The sequence below is a fragment of the Streptomyces sp. NPDC048277 genome, assembly GCF_040652235.1.
Taxonomy (GTDB): Bacteria; Actinomycetota; Actinomycetes; order Streptomycetales; family Streptomycetaceae; genus Streptomyces.
The window spans coordinates 10,820-31,561 of record NZ_JBEZLQ010000009.1 but is presented as its reverse complement, the minus strand read 5'-3'; the positions used below and the strand labels follow the sequence as shown (position 1 = coordinate 31,561).

16 protein-coding genes are annotated in these 20,742 nt (G+C 69.2%); 11 read left to right on the top strand and 5 right to left on the bottom strand.

The window, feature by feature from the left end; genetic code table 11:
* Nucleotides 1-101 precede the first annotated feature (101 nt).
* The 4 genes from AB0D85_RS20540 to AB0D85_RS20525 all read left to right on the top strand — a co-directional run bounded on the left by AB0D85_RS20540 (nt 102) and on the right by AB0D85_RS20525 (nt 4,332).
* Nucleotides 102-530 carry a BlaI/MecI/CopY family transcriptional regulator gene (locus AB0D85_RS20540; RefSeq protein ID WP_362322035.1) on the top strand — a complete coding sequence of 143 codons (429 nt, stop codon included), beginning with the start codon at nt 102-104 and terminating at the stop codon, nt 528-530.
* A 5-nt stretch (nt 531-535) separates the two neighbouring features.
* Complete coding sequence (locus tag AB0D85_RS20535) at nt 536-1,540, top strand: M56 family metallopeptidase (protein ID WP_362322592.1); 1,005 nt, start codon at nt 536-538, stop codon at nt 1,538-1,540.
* A 225-nt stretch (nt 1,541-1,765) separates the two neighbouring features.
* Nucleotides 1,766-2,989 carry a hypothetical protein gene (locus tag AB0D85_RS20530; protein WP_362322033.1) on the top strand — a complete coding sequence of 408 codons (1,224 nt, stop codon included), beginning with the start codon at nt 1,766-1,768 and terminating at the stop codon, nt 2,987-2,989.
* Nucleotides 2,990-3,057: 68 nt separating this feature from the next.
* The gene (locus AB0D85_RS20525) at nt 3,058-4,332 is read left to right on the top strand and encodes a hypothetical protein (protein ID WP_362322031.1); all 1,275 of its coding nucleotides are present in this window, start codon (nt 3,058-3,060) and stop codon (nt 4,330-4,332) included.
* 63 nt (nt 4,333-4,395) lie between these two features.
* On the opposite strand, the gene AB0D85_RS20520 is transcribed toward AB0D85_RS20525, so the two are convergent.
* Nucleotides 4,396-5,604: a hypothetical protein gene (locus AB0D85_RS20520; protein ID WP_362322029.1), complete on the bottom strand. Its 1,209-nt coding sequence runs from the start codon at nt 5,602-5,604 to the stop codon at nt 4,396-4,398.
* Between the two features lie 97 nt (nt 5,605-5,701).
* Nucleotides 5,702-6,466: a hypothetical protein gene (locus tag AB0D85_RS20515; protein ID WP_362322027.1), complete on the bottom strand. Its 765-nt coding sequence runs from the start codon at nt 6,464-6,466 to the stop codon at nt 5,702-5,704.
* 189 nt (nt 6,467-6,655) lie between these two features.
* Between AB0D85_RS20515 and AB0D85_RS20510 the strand changes: the two genes are divergently transcribed.
* The 4 genes from AB0D85_RS20510 (at nt 6,656) to AB0D85_RS20495 (ending at nt 10,749) form a co-directional block, all read left to right on the top strand.
* Nucleotides 6,656-7,813, top strand: a complete 1,158-nt coding sequence (locus tag AB0D85_RS20510; RefSeq protein ID WP_362322025.1) for a sensor histidine kinase — start codon at nt 6,656-6,658, stop codon at nt 7,811-7,813.
* Nucleotides 7,810-8,472 (top strand): response regulator transcription factor, encoded by a 663-nt coding sequence (locus tag AB0D85_RS20505; protein ID WP_362322023.1) that lies wholly within the window; start codon nt 7,810-7,812, stop codon nt 8,470-8,472. The genes AB0D85_RS20510 and AB0D85_RS20505 overlap by 4 nt, the downstream gene beginning before the upstream one ends.
* 413 nt (nt 8,473-8,885) lie before the next feature.
* Nucleotides 8,886-10,301 (top strand): DEAD/DEAH box helicase, encoded by a 1,416-nt coding sequence (locus tag AB0D85_RS20500; RefSeq protein WP_362322021.1) that lies wholly within the window; start codon nt 8,886-8,888, stop codon nt 10,299-10,301.
* Nucleotides 10,302-10,506: 205 nt separating this feature from the next.
* A complete protein-coding gene (locus AB0D85_RS20495; RefSeq protein WP_362322019.1) occupies nt 10,507-10,749 on the top strand; it encodes a DUF5302 domain-containing protein in 243 nt (80 codons plus the stop codon).
* A 150-nt stretch (nt 10,750-10,899) separates the two neighbouring features.
* On the opposite strand, the gene AB0D85_RS20490 is transcribed toward AB0D85_RS20495, so the two are convergent.
* The gene (locus AB0D85_RS20490; protein ID WP_362322017.1) at nt 10,900-12,585 is read right to left on the bottom strand and encodes a ribonuclease J; all 1,686 of its coding nucleotides are present in this window, start codon (nt 12,583-12,585) and stop codon (nt 10,900-10,902) included.
* A 384-nt stretch (nt 12,586-12,969) separates the two neighbouring features.
* On the opposite strand from AB0D85_RS20490, the gene AB0D85_RS20485 reads away from it, so the two are divergent.
* The 3 genes from AB0D85_RS20485 (at nt 12,970) to AB0D85_RS20475 (ending at nt 14,735) form a co-directional block, all read left to right on the top strand.
* Nucleotides 12,970-13,458, top strand: coding sequence for a GNAT family N-acetyltransferase (locus AB0D85_RS20485; RefSeq protein ID WP_362322015.1), 489 nt, complete (start codon nt 12,970-12,972; stop codon nt 13,456-13,458).
* Between the two features lie 357 nt (nt 13,459-13,815).
* Nucleotides 13,816-14,421 carry a transposase gene (locus AB0D85_RS20480; RefSeq protein ID WP_362322590.1) on the top strand — a complete coding sequence of 202 codons (606 nt, stop codon included), beginning with the start codon at nt 13,816-13,818 and terminating at the stop codon, nt 14,419-14,421.
* 5 nt (nt 14,422-14,426) lie between these two features.
* Nucleotides 14,427-14,735, top strand: a complete 309-nt coding sequence (locus AB0D85_RS20475) for an IS110 family transposase (protein ID WP_362322013.1) — start codon at nt 14,427-14,429, stop codon at nt 14,733-14,735.
* 56 nt (nt 14,736-14,791) lie between these two features.
* Here the strand turns inward: AB0D85_RS20475 and AB0D85_RS20470 are convergent, their stop codons facing one another.
* Both AB0D85_RS20470 and AB0D85_RS20465 read right to left on the bottom strand, forming a co-directional pair.
* Nucleotides 14,792-16,450, bottom strand: coding sequence for a hypothetical protein (locus tag AB0D85_RS20470; protein WP_362322011.1), 1,659 nt, complete (start codon nt 16,448-16,450; stop codon nt 14,792-14,794).
* Between the two features lie 212 nt (nt 16,451-16,662).
* Complete coding sequence (locus AB0D85_RS20465; protein WP_362322009.1) at nt 16,663-20,499, bottom strand: LamG domain-containing protein; 3,837 nt, start codon at nt 20,497-20,499, stop codon at nt 16,663-16,665.
* Between the last annotated feature and the right edge of the window lie 243 nt (nt 20,500-20,742).

The following is a 20,742-nucleotide window of genomic DNA, read 5'->3' as shown; positions in this document are numbered from 1 at the left end:
GCCCTCGGAGGGCGGTTTTCGGAAGGCTCCGCTGCCGTCCGCGTCCGGGCGTGGGTCCGTCGTGGGTAGCCTGTGCGGACGCGGACGAGAGAAGGCGGACGGTGGAGGACTGCGCGCACGGAGAGACCCGAGGGGCAGCCGGCAGGCGGGCGCGCGGCGAGCTGGAGAGCGATGTCCTTGCCACGCTCTGGGCAGCCGGCGGACCTCTGACCGCACGCCAGGTCCGGGAGGGACTGCCGGGCTACCTGGCCTACACAACGGTGCTGACCACCCTGACCCGGCTGCATGAGAAGGGCATGCTCGTGCGCCACCGGGAGGGGCGTGGATACGCCTACGGCCCCGCCCGCGACGAGGCTTCCCACACCGCCCGACGCATGCACTCCCTGCTCGAAGGCGGCGCCGACCGCGAGGCCGTGCTCGCCCGCTTCGTGTCGGAACTGTCGGCGCAGGACGAGCACCTGCTGCACCAGCTGCTGTCCGCGCACGACGTAACACCCGGCGAGGGTGCGCGCGACCGAAGGAAGTGGTGAGCCGGATGCTGGTCAGCGTCTACATTCCGTTCGTCGTCACGGCCGTGCTCGCCGTGCTCGGACCCCGGCTCGCGCGTCGGCTGCCCCCGCGCCCCGCGGCCTGGGCTCTGGCCTGTGCCGCGCTCGTGACGGCGGCCGGCTGGGCGGGGGCACTCGGATTGCTGGCCTTCACCGGCCTGGCCCAGGTTCCGCAGGTCGCCGCCGAGGGCCGCTGGTCCGTGGCCGCGCTGCGCGCCGCGGATCCCGTGTATCGCGTGGTCGCCTTCGGCAGCGCCCTGGTGCTGGCCGTCGGAATCGTCTCGCTGCTCGTGGCCGGCGTGCGACAGGCCAGGCATCTCGTGTGGGCCCGAAGGGAGTGCGCCCACCTGCCCGGGGAGACGGAGCTCGCGGTGGTGGACGACGATGCGCCGTTGGCCTTTGCACTGCCCGGTGCGCCGGGACGGATCGTGGTCTCCCGGGGGATGCTGCGCTGCCTCGGAAACGACGAACGCGAGGCTCTGCTCGCGCACGAGCGGGCGCATCTGCGTGGTCGACACCACCTCTTCCAGACCGTGTGGCGGCTCACAGCCGCATTGAACCCGCTGCTGCGGCCGTTGGCCGTCGCCGGTGACTTCGTACTGGAGCGCTGGGCCGATGAGGAGGCCGCCGAGCGTGTCGGCGACCGCAGGGTCGTCGCTCATGCCGTCGGGCGCGCGGCCCTGGCCTCTGCCGGGAAGCGGCGTCCCGTCGCCCTGGCTGTGACCGGCGGGGCGGTGCCGCAGCGGGTACGGGCCCTGCTGGCCCCGCCGCCCGCACGTCGGAGCCTGCCCTTGGTGACCGGTGGCCTGCTGCTGGCGGTCTGCTGCACCAGCTTGGCCAACGCCGCATCCGACAGCGACCACATGCTGGACAGCGCGCAGTGGGCACAATGCGCGGCCGGCACCGACGACTCGCCTCTCGAGCAGCCGCGCATCCCCGTCTCCTGCTGCGACGGCCGTGAGCATCAGGAGAGCGGGGAGCACCGACCGTAGTCAGCGCGCCCCGCGCCGACCGCCTCGCCGGCGCCGGCGACGCGGCCGTCCGCGCGCCAGAGCCATGACCCGAGTACCACTCAAAGGCTGACCTTGACGACTGGCAACAACCAATGGGTTCTTCGGCCTGCGGGCCGGGGCAAGACATTCGCACACGCGACGGGAACCGGTGACGCACAGCCGTGGCCGCGCGCGGCCCTGGCGATGGCCGGGGCAGGTGTCTTCATGTTCGGACTGGTCGGCGCCAGCGCGCCCAACCCCAACACGCTGAAGGCGCCGATCACCTGGTTCCACCTGCCTGCGATGTCCGGTGCCGTCTCCGGGGCAGCCATATCCGTCGCCATAGTGCTGTCCTGCGTGGGAACGTTGCGTCTGCTCAACGCCCACGCCCAAGGCTGGAAGCCGGACCCGCGCATTCTGTTCGGTGCCGGCGCGTGCGCTGTGATGGCGCTCGCGAATTTCACCCCGATCGGCTCCTCCGACACGGCCAGTTACGCCGCCTACGGTCGCATCGCCGCCCTCGGCGGTGACCCGTATGTGACGACTCCCGCCCAACTGGGCGGCGTGTACGCCCAGTTGGTGAGCGATACATGGCGGCACAGCCCGTCGGTGTACGGACCCGTCGCCACGTGGTGGCAGGCCGCCGCGGCGTTCGTCGGCGGTGACCGGCCCTGGCTGACGGTATGGGCACTCATGCTTGCCAACGCGGTCGCGTTCCTCGGCACCGGCTACCTGCTGATCCGCACCGCGGCCGACCCGGTCCGGGCGGCACTGCTGTGGAGCGCGAATCCGCTGCTGATCGGCGTGCTGGTCGGGGGCGGACACCTGGACACCCTCGTCGCCGTCCTGGCCGTCGGCGCCGTCCACATGGCGCGCAGAGCACGCGGGTGGCACACGGACCTGATCGTCGGCGGACTGGTCGGCCTCGTCTGCTGCGTCAAGATCAGTGGCGCTCTGGTCGGCGTGGGGCTGGTATGGCCGTTGCTGTGCGGCGGTGCCTGGCAGCGGGCCGTTCGAGTGGCGGGCGCGGGCGTCCTCACCCTCACCGTCCTCTACGCCGCGTACGGCCTGCATGCCCTTGATCCGCTCACCGCGGCCTCGCACATGGTGTCCAAGACCTCGCTGTGGGCCGTGTACGCCCCCTTCGCAACCGCCCTCGCCGGTCCTGCCGAAGCCATGGCGAGCGTCAGCATCCTGTGGCCCCTGCTGACGCTCGGCCTGGCTCTGGTCCTGCACCGGTACCTCCCGCCGGAGGCCCCACCCGTCGTCACCGTTCCGTTCGCGCTCGCCTTCGCCTGGATTCTCGCGGCACCGTGGACGATGCCGTGGTACGCGGCCCTCGCCTGCGCCCTGGCGGCGCTGTTCTGCCAGCTCCGGCTCACTCAGCTTCTCATCGCGGCGACCGCCGTCCTCTCCCTGTTCCACAACAGCGGCGGTCACGGCTGGTGACATTCCACACGCCCGCGGGCGACCACGCAGTCAGGATATGTACAGGTTGGTCGAGCCAACCTCATTGCATGACAACGACAAGCGAGGCGCGCACACGCAGCGGACGGCTCCTGCTGAACAAGGTTCCCGAGGTCACCATCTGGTTCTGGGTGATCAAGATCCTTTGTACGACCGTCGGTGAGAGTTTCGCCGACTGGATCAACATGAAGCTGGGCGTCGGCCTGGTGAACACGGCCTGGATCTTCACCGCGGTGTTCGTGGTGGTTCTGGGCGTCCAGCTGCGGCTGAAGCGGTACGTCCCGTTCCCGTACTGGCTCACCGTGGTCGTTGTCAGCGTCACGGGCACGCTGTACACCGACATCCTGACCGACCAGCTCAACGTGCCCCTGTGGATCAGCACCACGGTGTTCTCGGTCCTGCTCGCCGTGGTCTTCGGCGTGTGGTGGCTGCGCGAGCGCACCCTCTCGATCCACTCGGTCACCACGCTGTCGCGTGAGTCGTTCTACTGGCTCACCGTTCTCGTCACCTTCGCGCTCGGCACCGCGACCGGCGACTGGACCCTGGAGCTCACCGGCTGGAGCCCGGGAGTCTCGGTCCTGCTGCCGCTCGGCCTCATCGCGGCGATCACGCTGCTGCGGAAGTTCGGCGCGAACCCGGTGCTGTCCTTCTGGCTCGCCTACATCCTGACCCGTCCGCTGGGCGCCAACATCGGCGACTGGCTCGCCTCCCCGAAGGTCGCCCAGAACCCGGGCGACCCGACCGGCCTCGCGCTGGGCACCTTCACCACCAGCCTGATCTTCCTCGGCCTGATCCTGGCGACCGTCATCTACCTGACGGTGACGCGCTCCGACGTGACCGAGACCTACGAGGCCACGCACACCCCGGGGACCACCGGCGACCCGCGCAAGGAGCGCATCGCGCTGGCGGGCTTCGGCCTCCTCGCCGTCGCCACCGGGAGCCTGCTGATCTGGGCGCACAGCCAGCCGCACGTCGGCCCGGCGCCGGAGACCGACGCCACCTCCACGGTTCAGCTCGCCCCTGGTGTGGCCGTGAAGAAGTTCCCGTCGGCGAAGGTCGACGCGCTCAAGGCGCTCGCCTCGACCTCGCTCAGGGACGCACGGTCGGGCAACGCGACCGGGGCCCACGCGGCGGCCCAGTCGCTGCGCGACCTCTGGGACGCCGACCAGGCTTCGCTGCAGCCGCTGGACAACACCGGCTGGACGTTCATCGACGCCCAGATGGACAGCGTCCTGAAGACCTTCGGTATCGACCACCCGAACCCGCCGATGTCGGCGGCCCGGCAGGAGGCCGAACTCAACACCCTCCTCACGGACATGCGCTGACGGACCTGATCGGCGGCGGCCTCTCCACTGAGGCCGCCGCCGATCACGCTTTCGGGCCTCCCGTCACAGGGTCCGGTGCGAGACGGTGAGCAGGTAGGTGCCGTAGAACAGGGAGACGCAGGCCAGCGTGGTGAGCAGGACGGCAATGGTGCGCAGGCGGCTCCGCGCCAGATGCAGGGCGAGCGGCAGCAGCAGAGGGAACGCCGGCAGCAGGAACCTCGGCTTGCTGGTGAAGAAGTGCGTGCCGCCGACGGCCATCACGATGAGGACCGCGCAGTACGCGAGCAGGGGCAAGGGCATCCCGTTCAGGACGCAGAAGAGAAACAGCAGCATGGAGCCGAGGACGATCGCGGCGGTCACATAGACGACGAGGGTGTCGTGCCCGACGATCAGGTGTTTGAACGTGTGGGCCGTGTAGCGGCCGAAGTCGAACCGCGAGCCCCAGAGACTCTGCACATGGAAGTAGCCGACGGGGTCGTGTGTCCTGAGCCCGACCCAGCCGATGTAGCCCAGCCAGCCGAGGGGAGCCACGGCGGCGGCCGCCCAGGCGCGCGGAGCGGTGGGCACACCGGCGCGGCGCAGCTGCCAGAGGTGGGCGACGGCGCCGGTGACGACGGCGGCCGCCACGGCGAGTCCGTTGGGACGGCACAGCCCGGCCAGCACGGCCAGCGTCCCCGCGGTCAGCCAGCGGCGGGTCAGCACGGCGTAGAGCGACCAGGCGGCGAAGGCGGTCATGAGCGGTTCGGTGTACGCCATCGTCAGGATGATCGCGTGCGGCAGCAGCGCCCACAGCGCCACGAGGATGATCCCGACACGTCGTCCGTGCAGCACCTCGCCGACCGCGTACACGCCCCAGGCGGCCACCAGGGCGGCACTCCAGGTGATGAACAGCGCCACGTTGATCGGACCGATCGGCAGCACCGTGCCCACCGCGCGGATCAGGCCCGGGAAGAGGGGGAAGAACGCCAGGTCGTTGTAGACGCTGTGGCCCCGCACGGGGTGGACGGTCAGGCCGTAGCCGTACTGGGAGATGTGCCAGTACCAGTGGCCGTCCCATTCCAGGCCGAGCACGGTCCGCGGGTGCCTGCCGAGGTGCAGCGACCACAAGGCCGCCATGATCACACCGGTCAGCCGCACGGAGGCGAACAACGCCAGGGCCGGCAGTGCCTTCCCCAGCTCGGAACGCCACCGCCGCTGCTGAGGCGGCGGATCGAGTCTCGGCACGAACCGTCGCGTGGGCGCGTTGCTCGTCTTCGTGGGGCTGTCCCCCATTTCGACCTCCTTCTCTGCCCTGCAGGAGGCGGTGGCCGGAGGTCAGGTTCCCTTGCTGAGAAATCTCTTACTTCATATGAACCATTGATATTCGGCGCTAATTACGTATGAAGACGTCGGTGCCCCTTGACCCACGTCCGTCCGGACTCACGGACAGGGCGAGGTAGCCGACCAACGTCGCGCACACCAGCGTGGCGAGGATCGCGGTGGTGCCGAAGCCGACGCCGATGCCGAGGGGCCTGTCCATGCCGAGCCAGTCGGCCAGTGAGGCGCCGAGGGGGCGGGTGAGGACGTACGAGGCCCAGAACGCGGCGATGGCGTTGAGCCCGGCGAAGCGGTGCAGCAGCCACGGCACGAGGATCGCCGCGCCGAACAGCAGCGCGGAGTGTACGAACCCGAGGTCGAGGTAGAAGCCGGTGAGGTCGCCGGCGGCGGTGCCCAGGGCGAAGGTGAGCAGCACGGTCAGCCAGTAGAAGATCTCGCGACGGCGCGTGTCGACGGTGTGGATCGACAGCGTTCGCTCGGTCGCGTACCAGGCGGCGAAGCAGACGGCGAGGGCGATCGCGTACCCGGTCGTGGTGACCGGCAACGCCACGTGCAGGCCGATACGGAAGCAGTCCGCGGCGGCGGTGCCGAAGACCGCGATCATCGCGACGGTGAACCAGTACGGCGCGGGGTGGTAACGCGCGGCGCGGAACTGCCACCGGAAGGCGACCACCAGGGCGGCGGCGCTCGTCCCGGCGGACAGCCACAGGCTCCACTGGCCGAGGAAGTCGGAGGTGGCCTCACCCATGCCGGTGGTGAGGACCTTCACGATCCAGAAGAGCGCGGTGGCCTCGGCGACTTTCGTCGGTGCATTCACCGGTGTTCCCTTTTCCATTTCCGGTCCTCTGTTTCTCTGTGATTTCTCTGTGCCGTTTTCGGGGCTGTCCTTTCCAGCGAGGTTAGGAATGCGGGCGGGAGCGGCGCGTCAGCCGATGGTCGTTACTTTGCGCAGGTGTACGACCTTCGGTTGATGTCCCGTCGGCCGGTGTCCCGTAGCCTCGGGAGCGTGATTTCGATCGGCCCGGAATTCCTGGAGCGTGTGCGCCGGCCGGCCCTCGCGCCCCTGCTGGTGTTCGGGCCGCCCCTCGTCTGCGCCGCCCTCGCGGTCCACGAACTCCTCTACAACCGGGCCAGTGCGGCGGACTGGACCCTGGCGGTGGCGGTGATCGCGCCGCTGGCGCTGCGCCGCCGGGCTCCGGCCGCCGTGTTCTGGTGCTGCTGGGCGGTGGCCGTGCTGACCTGGGCCCTGGGTACCGTCTCGCTCGCCGAACTGGCGGTCCTCGTCGCCCTCTACACCGTCGCCGCCGAGCGCGGCCTGCGGTACTCGCTCAGCGCGGCGGCCGCCGTCGCGGCCGGTGCCGGTGTGGTGGCGGTGCGGTTCGGCCCGCCGGGCAGCGTCAATGACGTCGTCGTCGTGCTCACCGGCCTCGCCGCGGCGGCCTTCTTCCTGGGCACGACCGTACGGGCGCAGCGCCGTTACCTGGCCTCCGTCGAGGACCGCGCCGAGCGGCTGGAGCAGGAGCGGGCCCAGCAGGCCCGGCTGGCGGCGGCGGCCGAACGCACCCGCATCGCACGGGAGACGCACGACATCGTCGCCCACGGACTGGTGGTCGTCGTCGCCCTCGCCGAGGCCGCCGCGGCCACGGCGGCGGCCGATCCGGACGGCGCCCGCGACAAGATGCTGCACGCCGCCTCGACCGGCCGGCAGTCCCTGACCGGTATGCGCCGCCTGCTCGGCGTGCTGCGGGCGGACGACGGACCGGACCGGGCACCCCAGCCGGACCTGGGTTCGCTCGAGACCCTGGTGGACGAGACCCGCCGCACCGGCCTGGACGTCCGGCTGACGGAGACCGGCACCGAGCGGCAGCTGGACGCCGAAGTGCAGACCACGCTCTACCGGATCGTGCAGGAGTCCCTCACGAACGTCGTCAAGCACGCGACGGAGGCGCGGACGGTCGACATCGTGCTGCACCGGGAATCCTCCGGGGTCGCCTTCACCGTCACCGACGACGGCCGACCGGCCCCCGGCACCAGCCCGCGCACCGGCAACGGCCTGACCGGCATGCGGGAGCGGGTCGCCCTGTTCGACGGCGACCTGACCGCGGGACCCACCGCCACGGGCTGGACGGTCTCCGGCGAGCTGAAGCTGGGCGAGCCGCGATGACCGTCAAGGTCCTCCTCGCCGACGACCAGGCGCTGGTCCGCATGGCGTTCCGCAGCCTGCTCGGCACCATGCCGGACATCACGGTCGTCGCGGAGGCCGCCGACGGCCGGCAGGCCGTCGACCTCGCCCGGCGGACGGCACCGGACGTGATCCTGATGGACGTCCGCATGCCCGTCATGGACGGCATCGAGGCGACCCGCCGCATCACGGCCGCCTCGCCCTGCCGTGTCCTCATCCTGACCACCTTCGACCTGGACGAATACGCCTTCGAAGGGCTGCGGGCGGGAACCTGCGGGTTCCTGCTCAAGGATGTCGTCCCGGCTGTGCTGCACGAGGCGATCCGGGCCGTCGCCGCCGGAGACGCGGTGCTCACCCCGCGCATCACCCGCGACCTCGTCGACCGCTTCGCCAAGGCCGCGCCCTGGCCGCGCGACGAGGCGGCCGGCGCCCTGTTCGCCCAGCTCACGGCCCGGGAACGGGACGTCTTCCACCTCATCGCCACCGGCCTGACGAACGCCGAGCTCGCCCGGCGCCTCCACCTCACCGAGGCCACCGTCAAGACCCACATCACCCGCATCCTGGCCAAGCTGCGGCTCCGCGACCGGGTCCAGGTCGTGATCTTCGCCTACGAACACCAGCTGCGCCCACGCGGAACCTGACAGCTCTCGCCCACGAGGCGGCGGGTCACCCGGGGGCGGGAGCAGCGGCGACTTCCAGCGGGGACGAGGCATAACCGGGCTGACACCGCACAGCGCGGCGAAGGACGCCCGCTGTTCCAGCGAACTGGGCCACCGCCTCGTGCGGACAAGAGCCCGCCCGCCCCGCACCCGTGGTTGGGGTGGGGCGCGGCGCGGGCTTTCAGGATTTGTGCCGGATGCGGGTCGAGCCCGTCGATCTTCTGCCCTGCACCCGGCCGGGATCCGGTGGTGTGACCCGTCCAGCGCAATGTGTTACTGTCACCCGTTCGCGTGGTCGTCGCGGTGGGCGGTTCTGCCTGTTCGGTTCGGCTTGTGCGTGGGCTGTTCAAACCTGCCGGGCCTTCCTCGGTACGTTCCCTGGCGGAAGGCTGTTCATGAAGCATCCCAATGACTCCGGCATCGCTCACAGCAGTCCCGCCCAGCCCGGGGCAACGACCCCGGCGCTGCCCCCGGCCGTCTCCTTCGCCGGTCTGGAACTGCCGACGGAGGTGCTGCGGACACTGAGCGAACTCGGGGTGCGCGAACCCTTTCCGATCCAGGCCGCCACACTGCCCGATGCCCTGAAGGGGCGCGACATCCTGGGACGCGGGCGCACCGGGTCGGGCAAGACACTCGCCTTCGGCCTGCCGCTGCTGACACGTACAGCCGGGCGGCGCGGCGAGCCGAAGCAGCCCCTCGCGCTGATCCTTGTGCCCACCCGGGAGCTGGCCGAACAGGTCACCCAGGCGCTGGCGCCGTACGCCGAGGCACTGCGGCTGCGGATGGCCACGGTCGTCGGCGGCATGTCGATCGGCCGGCAGGTCGCCGCGCTGCGCCAGGGAGCCGAGGTGGTCGTCGCCACCCCCGGACGCCTTCACGACCTGATCGAGCGCAACGCCTGCAGCCTGGGACGGGTGAGGATCACCGTGCTGGACGAGGCCGACCAGATGTGCGACTTGGGATTCCTGCCGCAGGTCGCCGACGTGCTCGACCAGGTGCACCCCGACGGCCAGCGGATGCTCTTCTCGGCGACCCTCGATCGCGACGTCGATCAGCTGGTCCGCCGCTACCTCCACGACCCCGTCGTCCACTCGGTCGACCCGGCCGCGGGCACGGTCACGACGATGGAGCACCACGTTCTGGTCGTCCACGGCCCTGACCGCTACGCCGTCACCACGGAGATCGCCGCCCGCGACGGCCGCGTCCTGCTGTTTCTCGACACCAAGCACGCCGTCGACCAGCTCACCCGGCATCTGCGGGCCAGCGGGGTGAATGCCGGGGCCCTGCACAGCGGCAAGTCCCAGCCACAGCGCACACGGACGTTGGCGCAGTTCAAGAACGGCCAGATCACCGTTCTGGTGGCGACCAATGTCGCGGCCCGTGGTCTGCACGTCGACGACCTCGATCTCGTGGTCAACGTCGACCCGCCCACCGACGCCAAGGACTATGTGCACCGGGCGGGCCGCACCGCCCGCGCCGGTGAGTCCGGCAGCGTGGTCACGTTGGTGCTGGCGGGCCAGCGCCGCGAGACGAGCCGCATGATGGCCGGGGCCGGCATCGAGCCGACCGTCACCAAGGTGCGCTCGGGCGAGGCGGAGCTGAGCCGGATCACCGGCGCCAAGGCTCCCTCCGGGATCCCGCTCGACGGCGGGCCCGCCGTCCCCCGGCCCAAGAACACCAACGCTCCGTTCCGCGGCCTCGGCACCAGCAAGGGCACCTCCCGCGGCGCCGGCGGCAAGTCCCGAAAGGCCGGCGAGGCCCGCAAGCTCGCCGAGGCCCGCAAGGCCGCCCTCGTGCGTCGCAACGGCTGAGAGCCGACTTCCTGGCAGCCTGGCCACGGGATCGACAACCCTCGGCCCGGCCCGAAGCCGTCCCGTGCGCCTCACCTACGAAGTCAACGCCTTTGGCCGCGAGAGGGATACCCGCCGAAACGGAGCAGGATGACGTTGCCGGCGCCTCGCACTGCGCCCAGCATGACAAGCTGTGCTTGCCCACCCCCGAACCCAGGAGGTCACCGTGACTGCAGAGCCCGTATCCACGGAAGGTTCGGAACCGACTGTCCCAGAGACGTCCCCTCTGGAGCCGGACAGCGACGGCAACTACGACCTCAAGCGCAAGTTCCGCGAAGCCCTGGCGCGCAAGCGCGGTGCGCAGGCGGACGCCGCTGACAATGCCGCCAAGTCCGATGCGTCGAAGGTGCGTTCGGCGCACGGCCCGGCTGCGAGCCAGCGGTCGTTCAGGCGCAAGAGCGGCGGCTGAGCCGATGAGCCCCGCGATCTGACCGCTTCACCGGCACTCGCGCCATCCACTCGCGCGTCCCGTGCAGTGGCCCGCGACGTGCGCATGCCCGTGCGCGCGTCGCGGGCGGGGCCGCGGCCGGAACCGGGGGCCGTGCTGCCGGGCCGGGGCTCAGGCGTCGATGATGACGGGGATGATGAGGGGCTTGCGGCGATGGGTGCGGAACGCCCAGTTCGCCACGGCGCGGGCGACGAGTTGTTCGAGTTGGTGCGCGTCCCCGACGCCTTCCTCGGCCGCGGCGGCCAGGGTCTTCTCGATGACGGGAATGACCGGCTCGAAGGTGGCGTCGTCGTGGACGAAGCCGCGGGCCAGGAAATCGGGGGCCTCGGCGAGCGCGCCCGTGTCTGCGTCGACGATCGCCACCACCGTGACCACGCCTTCGGCGGCGAGGGCGAGGCGGTCCTTGAGGGACGCCTCGGTGGCGCCGCCGACTTCCATGCCGTCCACGTAGACGTTGCCGGCGGGGACCTTGCCGGTGATGGATGCGCGCCCGTCCACCAGGTCCACGACGACGCCGTCCTCGGCGATGACGACCCGCTCGGGGTCGACGCCGGTACGGATGGCGAGGTCGGCGTTGGCCCGCAGGTGGCGCCATTCGCCGTGCACGGGCATGACGTTGCGGGGCTTGACGATGTTGTAGCAGTAGACGAGTTCGCCGGCGCTGGCGTGCCCGGAGACGTGCACCTTCGCGTTGCCCTTGTGGACCACGTGGGCACCCCACCGGGTGAGCCCGTTGATCACCCGGTAGATGGCGTTCTCGTTGCCCGGGATGAGGGAGCTGGCGAGCAGGACGGTGTCGCCCTTGCCGATGCGGATCACGTGGTCGCGGTTGGCCATCCGTGACAGCGCGGCCATGGGTTCGCCCTGGGAGCCGGTGCACACCAGAGTGATCTTGTGGTCCGGAAGCTTCTCCAGCTCCTTCGTGCTCACGACCAGACCGGAGGGGACCTTCAGATAGCCCAGGTCACGGGCGATGCCCATGTTGCGGACCATCGACCGGCCGACGAAGGCGACCTTGCGGCCGTGCTGGTGGGCGGCGTCCAGGACCTGCTGGATGCGGTGCACGTGGCTGGCGAAGCTGGAGACGATGACCCGGCGCGGCGCGGTGCGCATCACCTGCTCGATCGCCGGGTTGAGCTCACGCTCGGAGGTGGTGAAGCCGGGCACTTCGGCGTTGGTGGAATCGGTGAGGAACAGGTCCACGCCCTCCTCGCCGAGGCGGGCGAAGGCGCGCAGATCGGTGATGCGGTCGTCGAGAGGGAACTGGTCCATCTTGAAGTCGCCGGTGTGCAGCACCATCCCGGCCCGGGTGCGGATCGCGACCGCGAGGCTGTCGGGGATGGAGTGGTTGACCGCCACGAACTCGCAGTCGAAGGGCCCGAAGCCACGCCGGTCGCCCTCCCGCACCCGAACCGTGCGCGGCCGGATTCCGTGTTCCTTGAGCTTGGCCTCCAGGAACGCCAGCGTCAGCTTGGAGCCGACGACGGGAATGTCGGACCGCTCGCGCAGCAGGTACGGCACGCCGCCGATGTGGTCCTCGTGGCCGTGGGTGAGGACCATGGCCACGATGTCGTCCAGCCGGTCCCGGATCGAGGTGAAGTCCGGCAGGATCACGTCCACGCCGGGCTGGGTCTCCTCGGGGAACAGCACGCCGCAGTCGACGATGAGCAGCTTGCCCGCGTGCTCGAAGACGGTCATGTTGCGGCCGATCTCCCCCAGGCCGCCCAGGGCGATGACCCGCAGCCCTCCTTCGGGAAGGGGCGGGGCGGCTTTCAGGTCGGGGTGCGGATGACTCATACCCTGACGGTACCCGGAGAGCGGGACAGGATGATCCATTGCCTGTGTGATCCAACGAGCGCTCGGCATGACCCGCCGCCGAAGACGTACCGGCGCTCAGGTCGCCATCCGTCTCATCTGCCCGCTGCCCGCTGCGCGGCCCGTTGTGGTCGGCCGAAGGCGAGGCCGGAATCCCGGGCCCACGAGGCCAACCCGAAATCATCCCGTACCGGCTCGGCTTTGCCACGCCAGGCCCAGGGAGAGCAGCCGTCGCCCCCCCGTTCTCCGGCAGTGACGTGACCGGTCGGGGCCTGGGCGAGCGGTTTTCGGGAGCGGTGCAGGTACGCCTGCGCGAGCAGCCGACCCGCCGCACGAAGGCATTCCCCGGTGCGAAATACTCTCCCGATGGGTTCACGTACTTCCCCGGTCAGCCAGCCGATCACGATACGGAGGGCCGTCGCGCGGGATGCCAAACGGCTCACGCGGCTCGTGCGTGGCTCAGGCGCCTACGAGGGTAAGTACGCAGCCGCAGTCGCGGGCTACCAGGTCGGTCCTGACTACATCGAGGCCCACCGCGCCTTTGTGGCCGTCGGCGCCGACGAGCACGGAGGCCGGGTCCTCGGGTTCTACTCGCTCGTCCTCGCTCCACCGGAGCTCGACCTGCTGTTCGTCGCCGACGAAGCGCAAGGACGGGGTATCGGACGGCTGCTCGTCGCGCACATGCAGTCCGAGGCGCGTGCCGCAGGGCTCGACCGGGTCAAGGTCGTGTCCCACGTTCCTGCCGAGGACTTCTACCACCGCGTCGGTGCCGTGCGGACGGGGACCGCGTTCGCGAACCCGCCCGTCGTGCCGTGGGACCGTCCCGAATTCGAGTTTCGCATTCCGTCGGAATGACGCGGTGTCCGCGCGACTGGCCGGTGGGTGAACCTGTGTCTTCAGCGGATACCCCGAAGCTGTCGGAGTGCTGACAGCGTGCCGGGGTGGTTTGTTTGCGGCGATTGGGCTCGGGCCCAGTTGGCCGCGGTGGTCCATGAGGTGCTGGAAGAGGACGCGCGGGCCTCTACGGGCATGGATGGGCTCCAGCCCGATGTCCGCTGAGCGGTGGGGGCGCAGCGGTCGTGAGTCCGCGGGAGTGTGCGCCACGCAGGTGCCCGGCCGAGCTCCGGGGCAGCTGGTACGACGGGCCACGCGGCTGCCTGTCAGAGCCGGTCATGAGAGGCCTGCTGTCACCGAGCCACAGGGCGTGTCCCAATAGGGGGCCTTGCCGCCAACCAGGCGCCATCACGGTTCAGACCGTCCGACCGGGCCGGTGCCGGCCACCCGGCACGTCACTATCCGGGAGGCGGATCACCATGGCACCCGGACAGCGCGGCACCCACTCCACCAGCACAGGCCTGCCCACTGGGTCAGATCCTGGGTACGAAGTCCTTTCCGGCCACGGCGGCCGGATATGGGCGGCTGCTTGCCTGGGCCCGCAAGTTGGGGACGGTGCGCCGGGCCGGTGTGGAGGGCACCGGCAGCTTCGGTGCGGGTCTGTCCCGCTACCTGCCGGCGCAGCGCGTTCAGGTGTTCGAATTGAACCGGCCCGGCCGGTCGGCCCTTCGCCTGCTCGGGAAGTCGGATCCGCTCGATGCGCAGGCTGCTGCGCGGGCTGTGCTGAGCGGTCGCGCCCGGGCGCGGGCCAAATCCGGCGACGGTCCGGTGCAGAGCGCCTGGATGTTCAAAATCGCCCAGGACTCCGCGGTCAAGGCCCGTACCCAGGCGATCAACCAGCTCAAGGCCGTCCTGGTCGTAGCCGACCCGGCTCTGCGGGAGCGGCTGTCCGGCCTGGGCAACCGCGAACTGTCACGCTCCTGATCAGCATGGGAGACAACCCTGAGCGGCTGGGTACTGAGGCGTCCTTCGCCGCCTTGTGCGGGGTCAGTCCCGTCGAGTACTCCTCGGGCCGGCAGAGCTCGCGTCGCCTCAACCGTGGCGGCGACCGGCAGGCGAATGCCGCTCTGCACCGCATCGTGTTCACCCGGCTGCGCCACGACCCGCGTACCCAGGCGTACTACGAGCGCCGTACCCAGGAGGGCAGGACCCGTCGTGAGATCATCCGTTGCCTCAAGCGATATGCCGCCCGCGAGGTCTTCAACCTGGTCAGGACAGTATCCAGCCTCCCGTTATAGGGGCGTCCACGACATCGTGATCACCGATGGCTACCGGGCGTCACCACGGTCAACGGCTAGCGGACGTCGACGTAGTCGGTGACCCTGGCGCTTCTGAGGTAGTGGTCCCCGGTCTCGCGGCTGACGGCGAGGGCCCAGGTGCCGTCCTGCTTGGCTTCCACCATGCCGATGAGGTGGCCGTGCTTGTCGCTGTCCAGTTCGCAGACGTAGTGGTAGGTGCTGGAACCACGGGGCTTGAAGTAGAGGGTGGGGGAGCCGCCGAAGAGCGGCTTCCACGTGGTGCCCTTCTTGTACTGGAGGGTGCCGCCGAAGCTGATCGACTGTCCCTTGCGAACCGGGTCGTGGGAGGCGTGGAAGCCGGTGATGCGGGTGGCGTAGCGGTAGAGGTGGACGGGCCTGGTGGTGCTGGTGCCGAGGTCGGGGTTGCCGTCGAAGCGGGCTCGCCAGTAGGCGTCGGTGTCCGGCGCGGTGAGGGTGCGGGCGAACCACTCCTGGAACAGGGGTTTGTTGTAGCGGACCGGGAGCGGAACGGTGGCGGCGTTCTTCCAGCCGGTCTTGCCGTCCTTGGAGTACTGCAGGGTGACGGTGGGCTTGGCGGGCCAGTGGGCGCGTGTGTCTTCGTAGTAGACGTAGCCGTAGGTCGGCATGGACCCATCGTCCTTGAGGGACGCGGTCAGGTCGATGTGGGTGGTGTACGCGACGTGCAGGCTGAAGGGTTGGGTGGCGATCTGCTGGAACGGCATGCCGTTGGTGCCTGCGATGAGTTCGGCGCTCGGAGCCGGGTTGTCCGAAGAGACGTGCAGGGTGTAGTCGCCATGGCTGTCGGTGGTGGTCTGGCCTGCCACGATCGAGGAGTCCTGGAGGGTGATCGAGGTGTTCGGCAGCGGCTGCCAGCCGGAAAGCGTCTGGATCTCTGCGTGGCCGGTGATCGTTCCGGTGGCGCCCTGCTTCAGGTTCAGGGCATGCCTGCTGGCCGAGAAGCGGACCGGCGCCTGTGTGGTGTGCAGGTCCAGGGGATACATCGGCAGGTCGATCGCCCCCGGGTAACTCCTGGAGACCTCGGCCGCAGCGGACAGCTGGAAGAACGGGCCGGTGGGGACGAAATCGGCGGTGAAACGGCCGTCGACGCCGGTGGTCGCTTTCAGCCTGCTGCGCCCGGCGCTGACGTCGACGGTGATGCCGTCGGCGGGAACCGGGGCGTCGGGGTCGCGGGGATCCCGGGCGACGGCGGTACCGCTGACGGAGACCTCCTGGTGGAGGTAGTCGGGCACACCCGGGGTGGCGGTCAGACCGGAGATCATGACGATGGTCCGGTACTGCAGGGGGTCGGGGGAGAGGGCGCCGGTGACGGTGGCGCCGGAGGCGTCCTGCAGATCGACGGTCACCCGGTAGTCACCGAGGTCCGCCAGGTGCACCGGCGCCCGCCAGGTGCCGGACGTCGCGTCCTGTCCGGAGTACTGGGTGAAGTCCTCGGTCGATCCGGCCTCCGGGGCTCCCTCTGGTGCGTCCAGCGGATAGAAGTGGGCCGTGACGCGGGTGATCGGGCTGTCGGAATGCGCTGTCACGAAGACCAGACCCGGCTCGTCCCAGCCGTTGGCGTCGACCAGGACGGGGCCGCCGGTGGTGCCGTCCGCCCAGGCCGGGGTGAGGCCCGTGAACAGGCCGGCGGTCAGTACGGTTGCCGTGGCCGCCGCCAAGAAGGTGCTGCGTCTCATGATGGTCCCCCCAGAGAATTGGTCGACTCTGCAAGCGAGAGCGCAAGGATCCGACTGCGGCCCCTCGGCACTCTTGGATCGGTCAAGTGATCGAGAACTGTAGTGGTGTGCTCTGACGGTTCGGTACATAGGTCTGCTGCATGATCGCCCCGCGGACTCGACAGGCGCTCGACCGAAGTGACTCGGTCGAGCGCCTGAACGTCCCTCAGCGGTCAGTCGAGTTGGCTGATGGCGGGGTTGTCACCGGTAGCGGCTGCGTCGGCTGGAGGCAGGGCGGTGTTGTAGACGTGGATGTCGCTGATGCCTGCGTTGGCGTACTCGCCGTAGGCGCCGGAGGAGAGTTTGCGGCCGATCTGGAGGGAGCCGGTCGCGTTCCAGGGAGTGTAGGTCCAGTCCTTGGCGGCGGTGAGCTTGCCGTCGACGTAGAGCCGGATTTCCTGGTTGGTGGCGTCGAAGACGCCTACCAGGTGTGTCCATTTGCCTATGACGGGCTTGCTCCCGTAGGTGGCCTGCCAGACGGCACCGCTCGCATCGGTGCTGTGTCTGCCGAAGGCCCACGCCTGGGCGCCCGAGGAGTAGTACAGCTGAAAGCCGTTGTTGACGGCCCCGTCCTGCGAGACGAATGTCGAGTTGGCGGACGACGAATTGAGCTTGATCCAGGCGGAGACGGTGAAGCCTTGCGAGGTGTCGACGGCCGCCCCGGAGGTATTGGCATGGCCGGTGGTGCCGTTGAGGTTGATGTACTTGCTTCGAGTCGAGTCGCTGCTCCAGGTATAGGCGCCGCTGAGTGACGCGGGGAGGCCGGCGCTGCAGCCGGAGTCTGTGGCGGTGGCGCAGTCGGCGGTGGTGTTGCCGGTGCCGTCGTCAAGGTTCCACCAGTGAGTCGCGGCGTTGGCGGCGGTGCCCAGGGAGACAGGGGCGGCGAAGTTGGCGGTGGTACTGGTCGACGCGGTACCTGGGTACTCGATCAGTTCGCCGTGGGTGTCGGTTACGTAGAGATCGGGGTTGCCGTCCGGGCCGCCGGAGAGGCTGTTCACGTCGCCGGACGATGCGATCTGGGGGTAGGTCGTCGGAGGCAGGGTGAGAGGCAGGGCGGTGTGGGTGGTGGCGTGCAGGAGCGGGGGCAGGCCGTCGGAGCCGAGGGCGAGCGAGTAGGTGTACAGGGCGCCGGTGGTGTTGTCGCGGGCCCACAGGGTGGGGGTTCCGCCGACGGTCCCGGGTGCGATGAGGGTGAGGCCCGTCCAGTCGCCGTCACCGAGCAGGACCGGGTCGGCGAGGTGCTTGCCGTTGTCGGTCTGATAGATCCACAGTTTGCCGTTCTCCACAGTAATGACGGCAGGATGGCCGTATCCGTTTCCGTAGACGTTGCCGGGTACGACGAGCTGGCTGATGTTCCACGCCGCATCCCGGTCATACCCGGCGCCCGCGCACCGGTCGTCAGGAACAGTTGGCTGGCAGGGGTCTTTGATCACGATGTCATCGGACTTCTTGCGGATGTAGCCAGGGAAGCTGGACCAATTGACGAGCGGGACGGCGCTGTCGTCGGCGGGATCAAGGTCGTTCGGGACGACGTACAACTGTGAGGTTTTGCGGTTGTAGGCGAACAGATCGTCGACGTCCGCGCCGTGCAGATTGCCACGGTGTGCAATCAGGTAGTTGTTCCAGCCGGTTCCGTCGGGCGAGTCGGCTGGGGTCGAGACGAGGACCGGGCCGTTGATCGCGGGAGGCGTGGTGGTGGGGCCGGTCTGGGCGGGGGCAGGGCTCTTGGCGGGGTCGGCGTCGCCGGGGATCAGTTCGAGGTCGCCGGTCTTGGTGGTGGCGAGCAGGTCGGGGATGCCGTCGCCACTGATGTCCCCCGGGGTGATCTTCGTGTCGGGGTTCCACGGGACGGTGAAGGTGTAGCTGGCCGGGGCCTGTGAGATGTTGCCGGCCGCGTCTACGGCTGCGACGTACAGGGTGTGCACGCCCCAGGTGGGCAGGGTCACGGAGATGTTGCCGGTCGCGGTGCCCTGAGTGTCGGTGCTGGTGATGGACACCAGCGTGCCGGTGGTGGCGGTGGGCTGGCTGTCAAGGAGCCACCGGAAGTGGTCGACGCCGCTGGACAGGCATGCGTTGGGCGTGCAGCTGCTGTCGGAGGGGGCGCCGTCCGCCGCGGTGACTGTGAAGCTGGTCTTGCTGCCTGTGTAGATACCGCTGGCCGTGGAGCCTGTACCGACGGGTGGGACATCGGAATTGTCGGCGATATCAGGAGTGCCAGGTGGGGTGAAGTCGGTCTTGAACCAGCAGTGGTCGCTGATGCCGGAGGACAGGGACAGCTTTGCGTTGTCGTCCTGGGCATAAGCGTCCCAGCCGTACTCGTGGCCGTCTTTGAGGGTGAACCCGATGGGCGAATTCACGTCTCTGACGGTGTCCGCTGCGACGTAGCCGGTGGTGGGGCTTCCCTTGTCCTGGGCGTTGCCGCTGGAATCGAGGACAGTGCGGTCCCAGACGTGAAAGATCGCCCTGACATTCTCGCCGGATACGTTCGACTTGACCTTGGCGTGCAGTTGGACATTGCTTCCGGCGCCGGAGTAGGTGGTCGCGCCGATCCAGCCGTCGCCGCTGGTGACACAGGAGCCGGTGGCTCCGGTCGCGGGCGGAGCGGTAAGGAGACTTGTCGGGATGTCCGGTGGTATGTCGAATCTCACCGTCATGGTGAGGGAGCTGGACATCCGCAGGTAGTCGTTGTTGCCGGAGGAGATACTCTCGTTGCCGAACAGCCCAACCGTCCAGTAGTCGCCGCTGGAGCTGTGATACGTGGCTATCCGCTGAGCTTGGTCGATGACCTTGAAGGTCGCGGGGTGGTTGCTGCAGCTGCTACCGGAGTTGGCCGCACTGGGAATCGTTGTTGTGACGGGGTCGTAGCTGCCGTCGACGGTGGCGGGCTTGTTGTTCCAGTCGGTGCCGGAGTCGATCGAACCTGTGGTGTGGAGGGTGATCGGCTGGTTCTGTGAACAGTCATAGCTTGCCGCGTAGGTGGAGCTCACCGTGATCAGAGCGTCATAGACCTGCATGGAGGGGTCGAGCCCGCTGGTGGGGATGGCGTAGTAGGAGCGTTCCAGGCCGGTGCCGCATACGCCCCCCCAGCGCTGGTAGCCCACGCCCTCACCGAGGGTCTGGAGTTTGTCGTACTGCGGGCTGTCGGAGCAGGTGGAGCTGGAGTACACCTCGTCGTAGTGGCCAGCGTCCTTGGTAACCGGATTGCTGAAGGGGTCGATGTACACCGGGTAGGTGGTGTCCGGGGCATTGAGCACGGTTGTGTCCGGTGCCAGTGTGATGCCGCTGGATGTGGTGCTCATCGGCACCGTGTTCACGTTGGCTCCCTCACCGGGGCCGTCGGCGGAGGATGCCACAGGGGCGTTGCCGACTGTGGTGGTGTCCGTGGCGGGCGCGGTTGTCGCCGGTGCGTCGGGAGCGGTGCTGGAGTCCCACATCAGTGGGCGAGGGCTGGTGTAGGCGACGGTGCCGTCGGCGGCGGTGGCGATCATGCCGCCTGAATCCGTCGCGGAAAGAGTCAGGCCCTGGGTGGAGGCGGCCTCGGTGAGTTTCTTGATGTGAGAGTCGGCTGCGGCTGCTGCGTCGTGGACGATCAGCACGTCGCTGAAGCCACCCTGGTCGGTGACCGATACGGACAGGTCCACGCCGGGCAGAACCGACTTGTAGACGGCGGTGTCGTCGCTGACGGTGGGGGTGGGCAGGGTGAAGGGCATGGTCAGGGCCATGCTGTGTCCGTCCTCGTTGGTCATGGTGACCAGAGGGCCGCTGCCGCCGCCCGACAGTGTGACGTCGTTCGGCGTGGCCTTGGGTGAGAGCGTTCCGTCGGCATTCGTGGCGAGGGTGGCGTCGACGGGTGTCCAGACGCCGTCCTTGAGCACCCGTACCGGCATGACGTTGGTGGTGGAGGTGAACATGCCGTCGGGGTTGGCGGTGACGGTGGAGGTCTCCGTCGTGAGGGACTCGACGGGCACATCCTGACCGTCGGCGACGGCCTCGGCCTGGGCGGCCAGCATTGGATCACTCGGGGATGACTCGTCGGCGGTTGCAGGCGCGACGGGAACGGTGAGCAACAGCCCTGCCAGCGCGGGGATCAGCGCCAGACGGCGCGTCAGTTCCCGTCTCCTGCGCTGCTTTCGGGTATATCCGGACAACACTTAGCAACTCCCCCTCTTTTTGCAAATGCTTTGCTTTCGTGATCTTCGCCACATTGATGGATGTCTAGCCATGGCGAGCGGTGTGCGTGGTGTCCGGTTTGC

Coding starts and splice junctions, on each gene's coding strand:
- AB0D85_RS20485 (WP_362322015.1), top strand. CDS start 12,970: ATGGGTTCACGTACTTCCCCGGTCAGCCAGCCGATCACGATACGGAGG.
- AB0D85_RS20500 (WP_362322021.1), top strand. CDS start 8,886: ATGAAGCATCCCAATGACTCCGGCATCGCTCACAGCAGTCCCGCCCAG.
- AB0D85_RS20525 (WP_362322031.1), top strand. CDS start 3,058: ATGACAACGACAAGCGAGGCGCGCACACGCAGCGGACGGCTCCTGCTG.
- AB0D85_RS20520 (WP_362322029.1), bottom strand. CDS start 5,604: ATGGGGGACAGCCCCACGAAGACGAGCAACGCGCCCACGCGACGGTTC.
- AB0D85_RS20470 (WP_362322011.1), bottom strand. CDS start 16,450: ATGAGACGCAGCACCTTCTTGGCGGCGGCCACGGCAACCGTACTGACC.
- AB0D85_RS20535 (WP_362322592.1), top strand. CDS start 536: ATGCTGGTCAGCGTCTACATTCCGTTCGTCGTCACGGCCGTGCTCGCC.
- AB0D85_RS20465 (WP_362322009.1), bottom strand. CDS start 20,499: ATGCTGGCCGCCCAGGCCGAGGCCGTCGCCGACGGTCAGGATGTGCCC.
- AB0D85_RS20475 (WP_362322013.1), top strand. CDS start 14,427: ATGGGAGACAACCCTGAGCGGCTGGGTACTGAGGCGTCCTTCGCCGCC.
- AB0D85_RS20490 (WP_362322017.1), bottom strand. CDS start 12,585: ATGAGTCATCCGCACCCCGACCTGAAAGCCGCCCCGCCCCTTCCCGAA.
- AB0D85_RS20505 (WP_362322023.1), top strand. CDS start 7,810: ATGACCGTCAAGGTCCTCCTCGCCGACGACCAGGCGCTGGTCCGCATG.
- AB0D85_RS20530 (WP_362322033.1), top strand. CDS start 1,766: ATGTTCGGACTGGTCGGCGCCAGCGCGCCCAACCCCAACACGCTGAAG.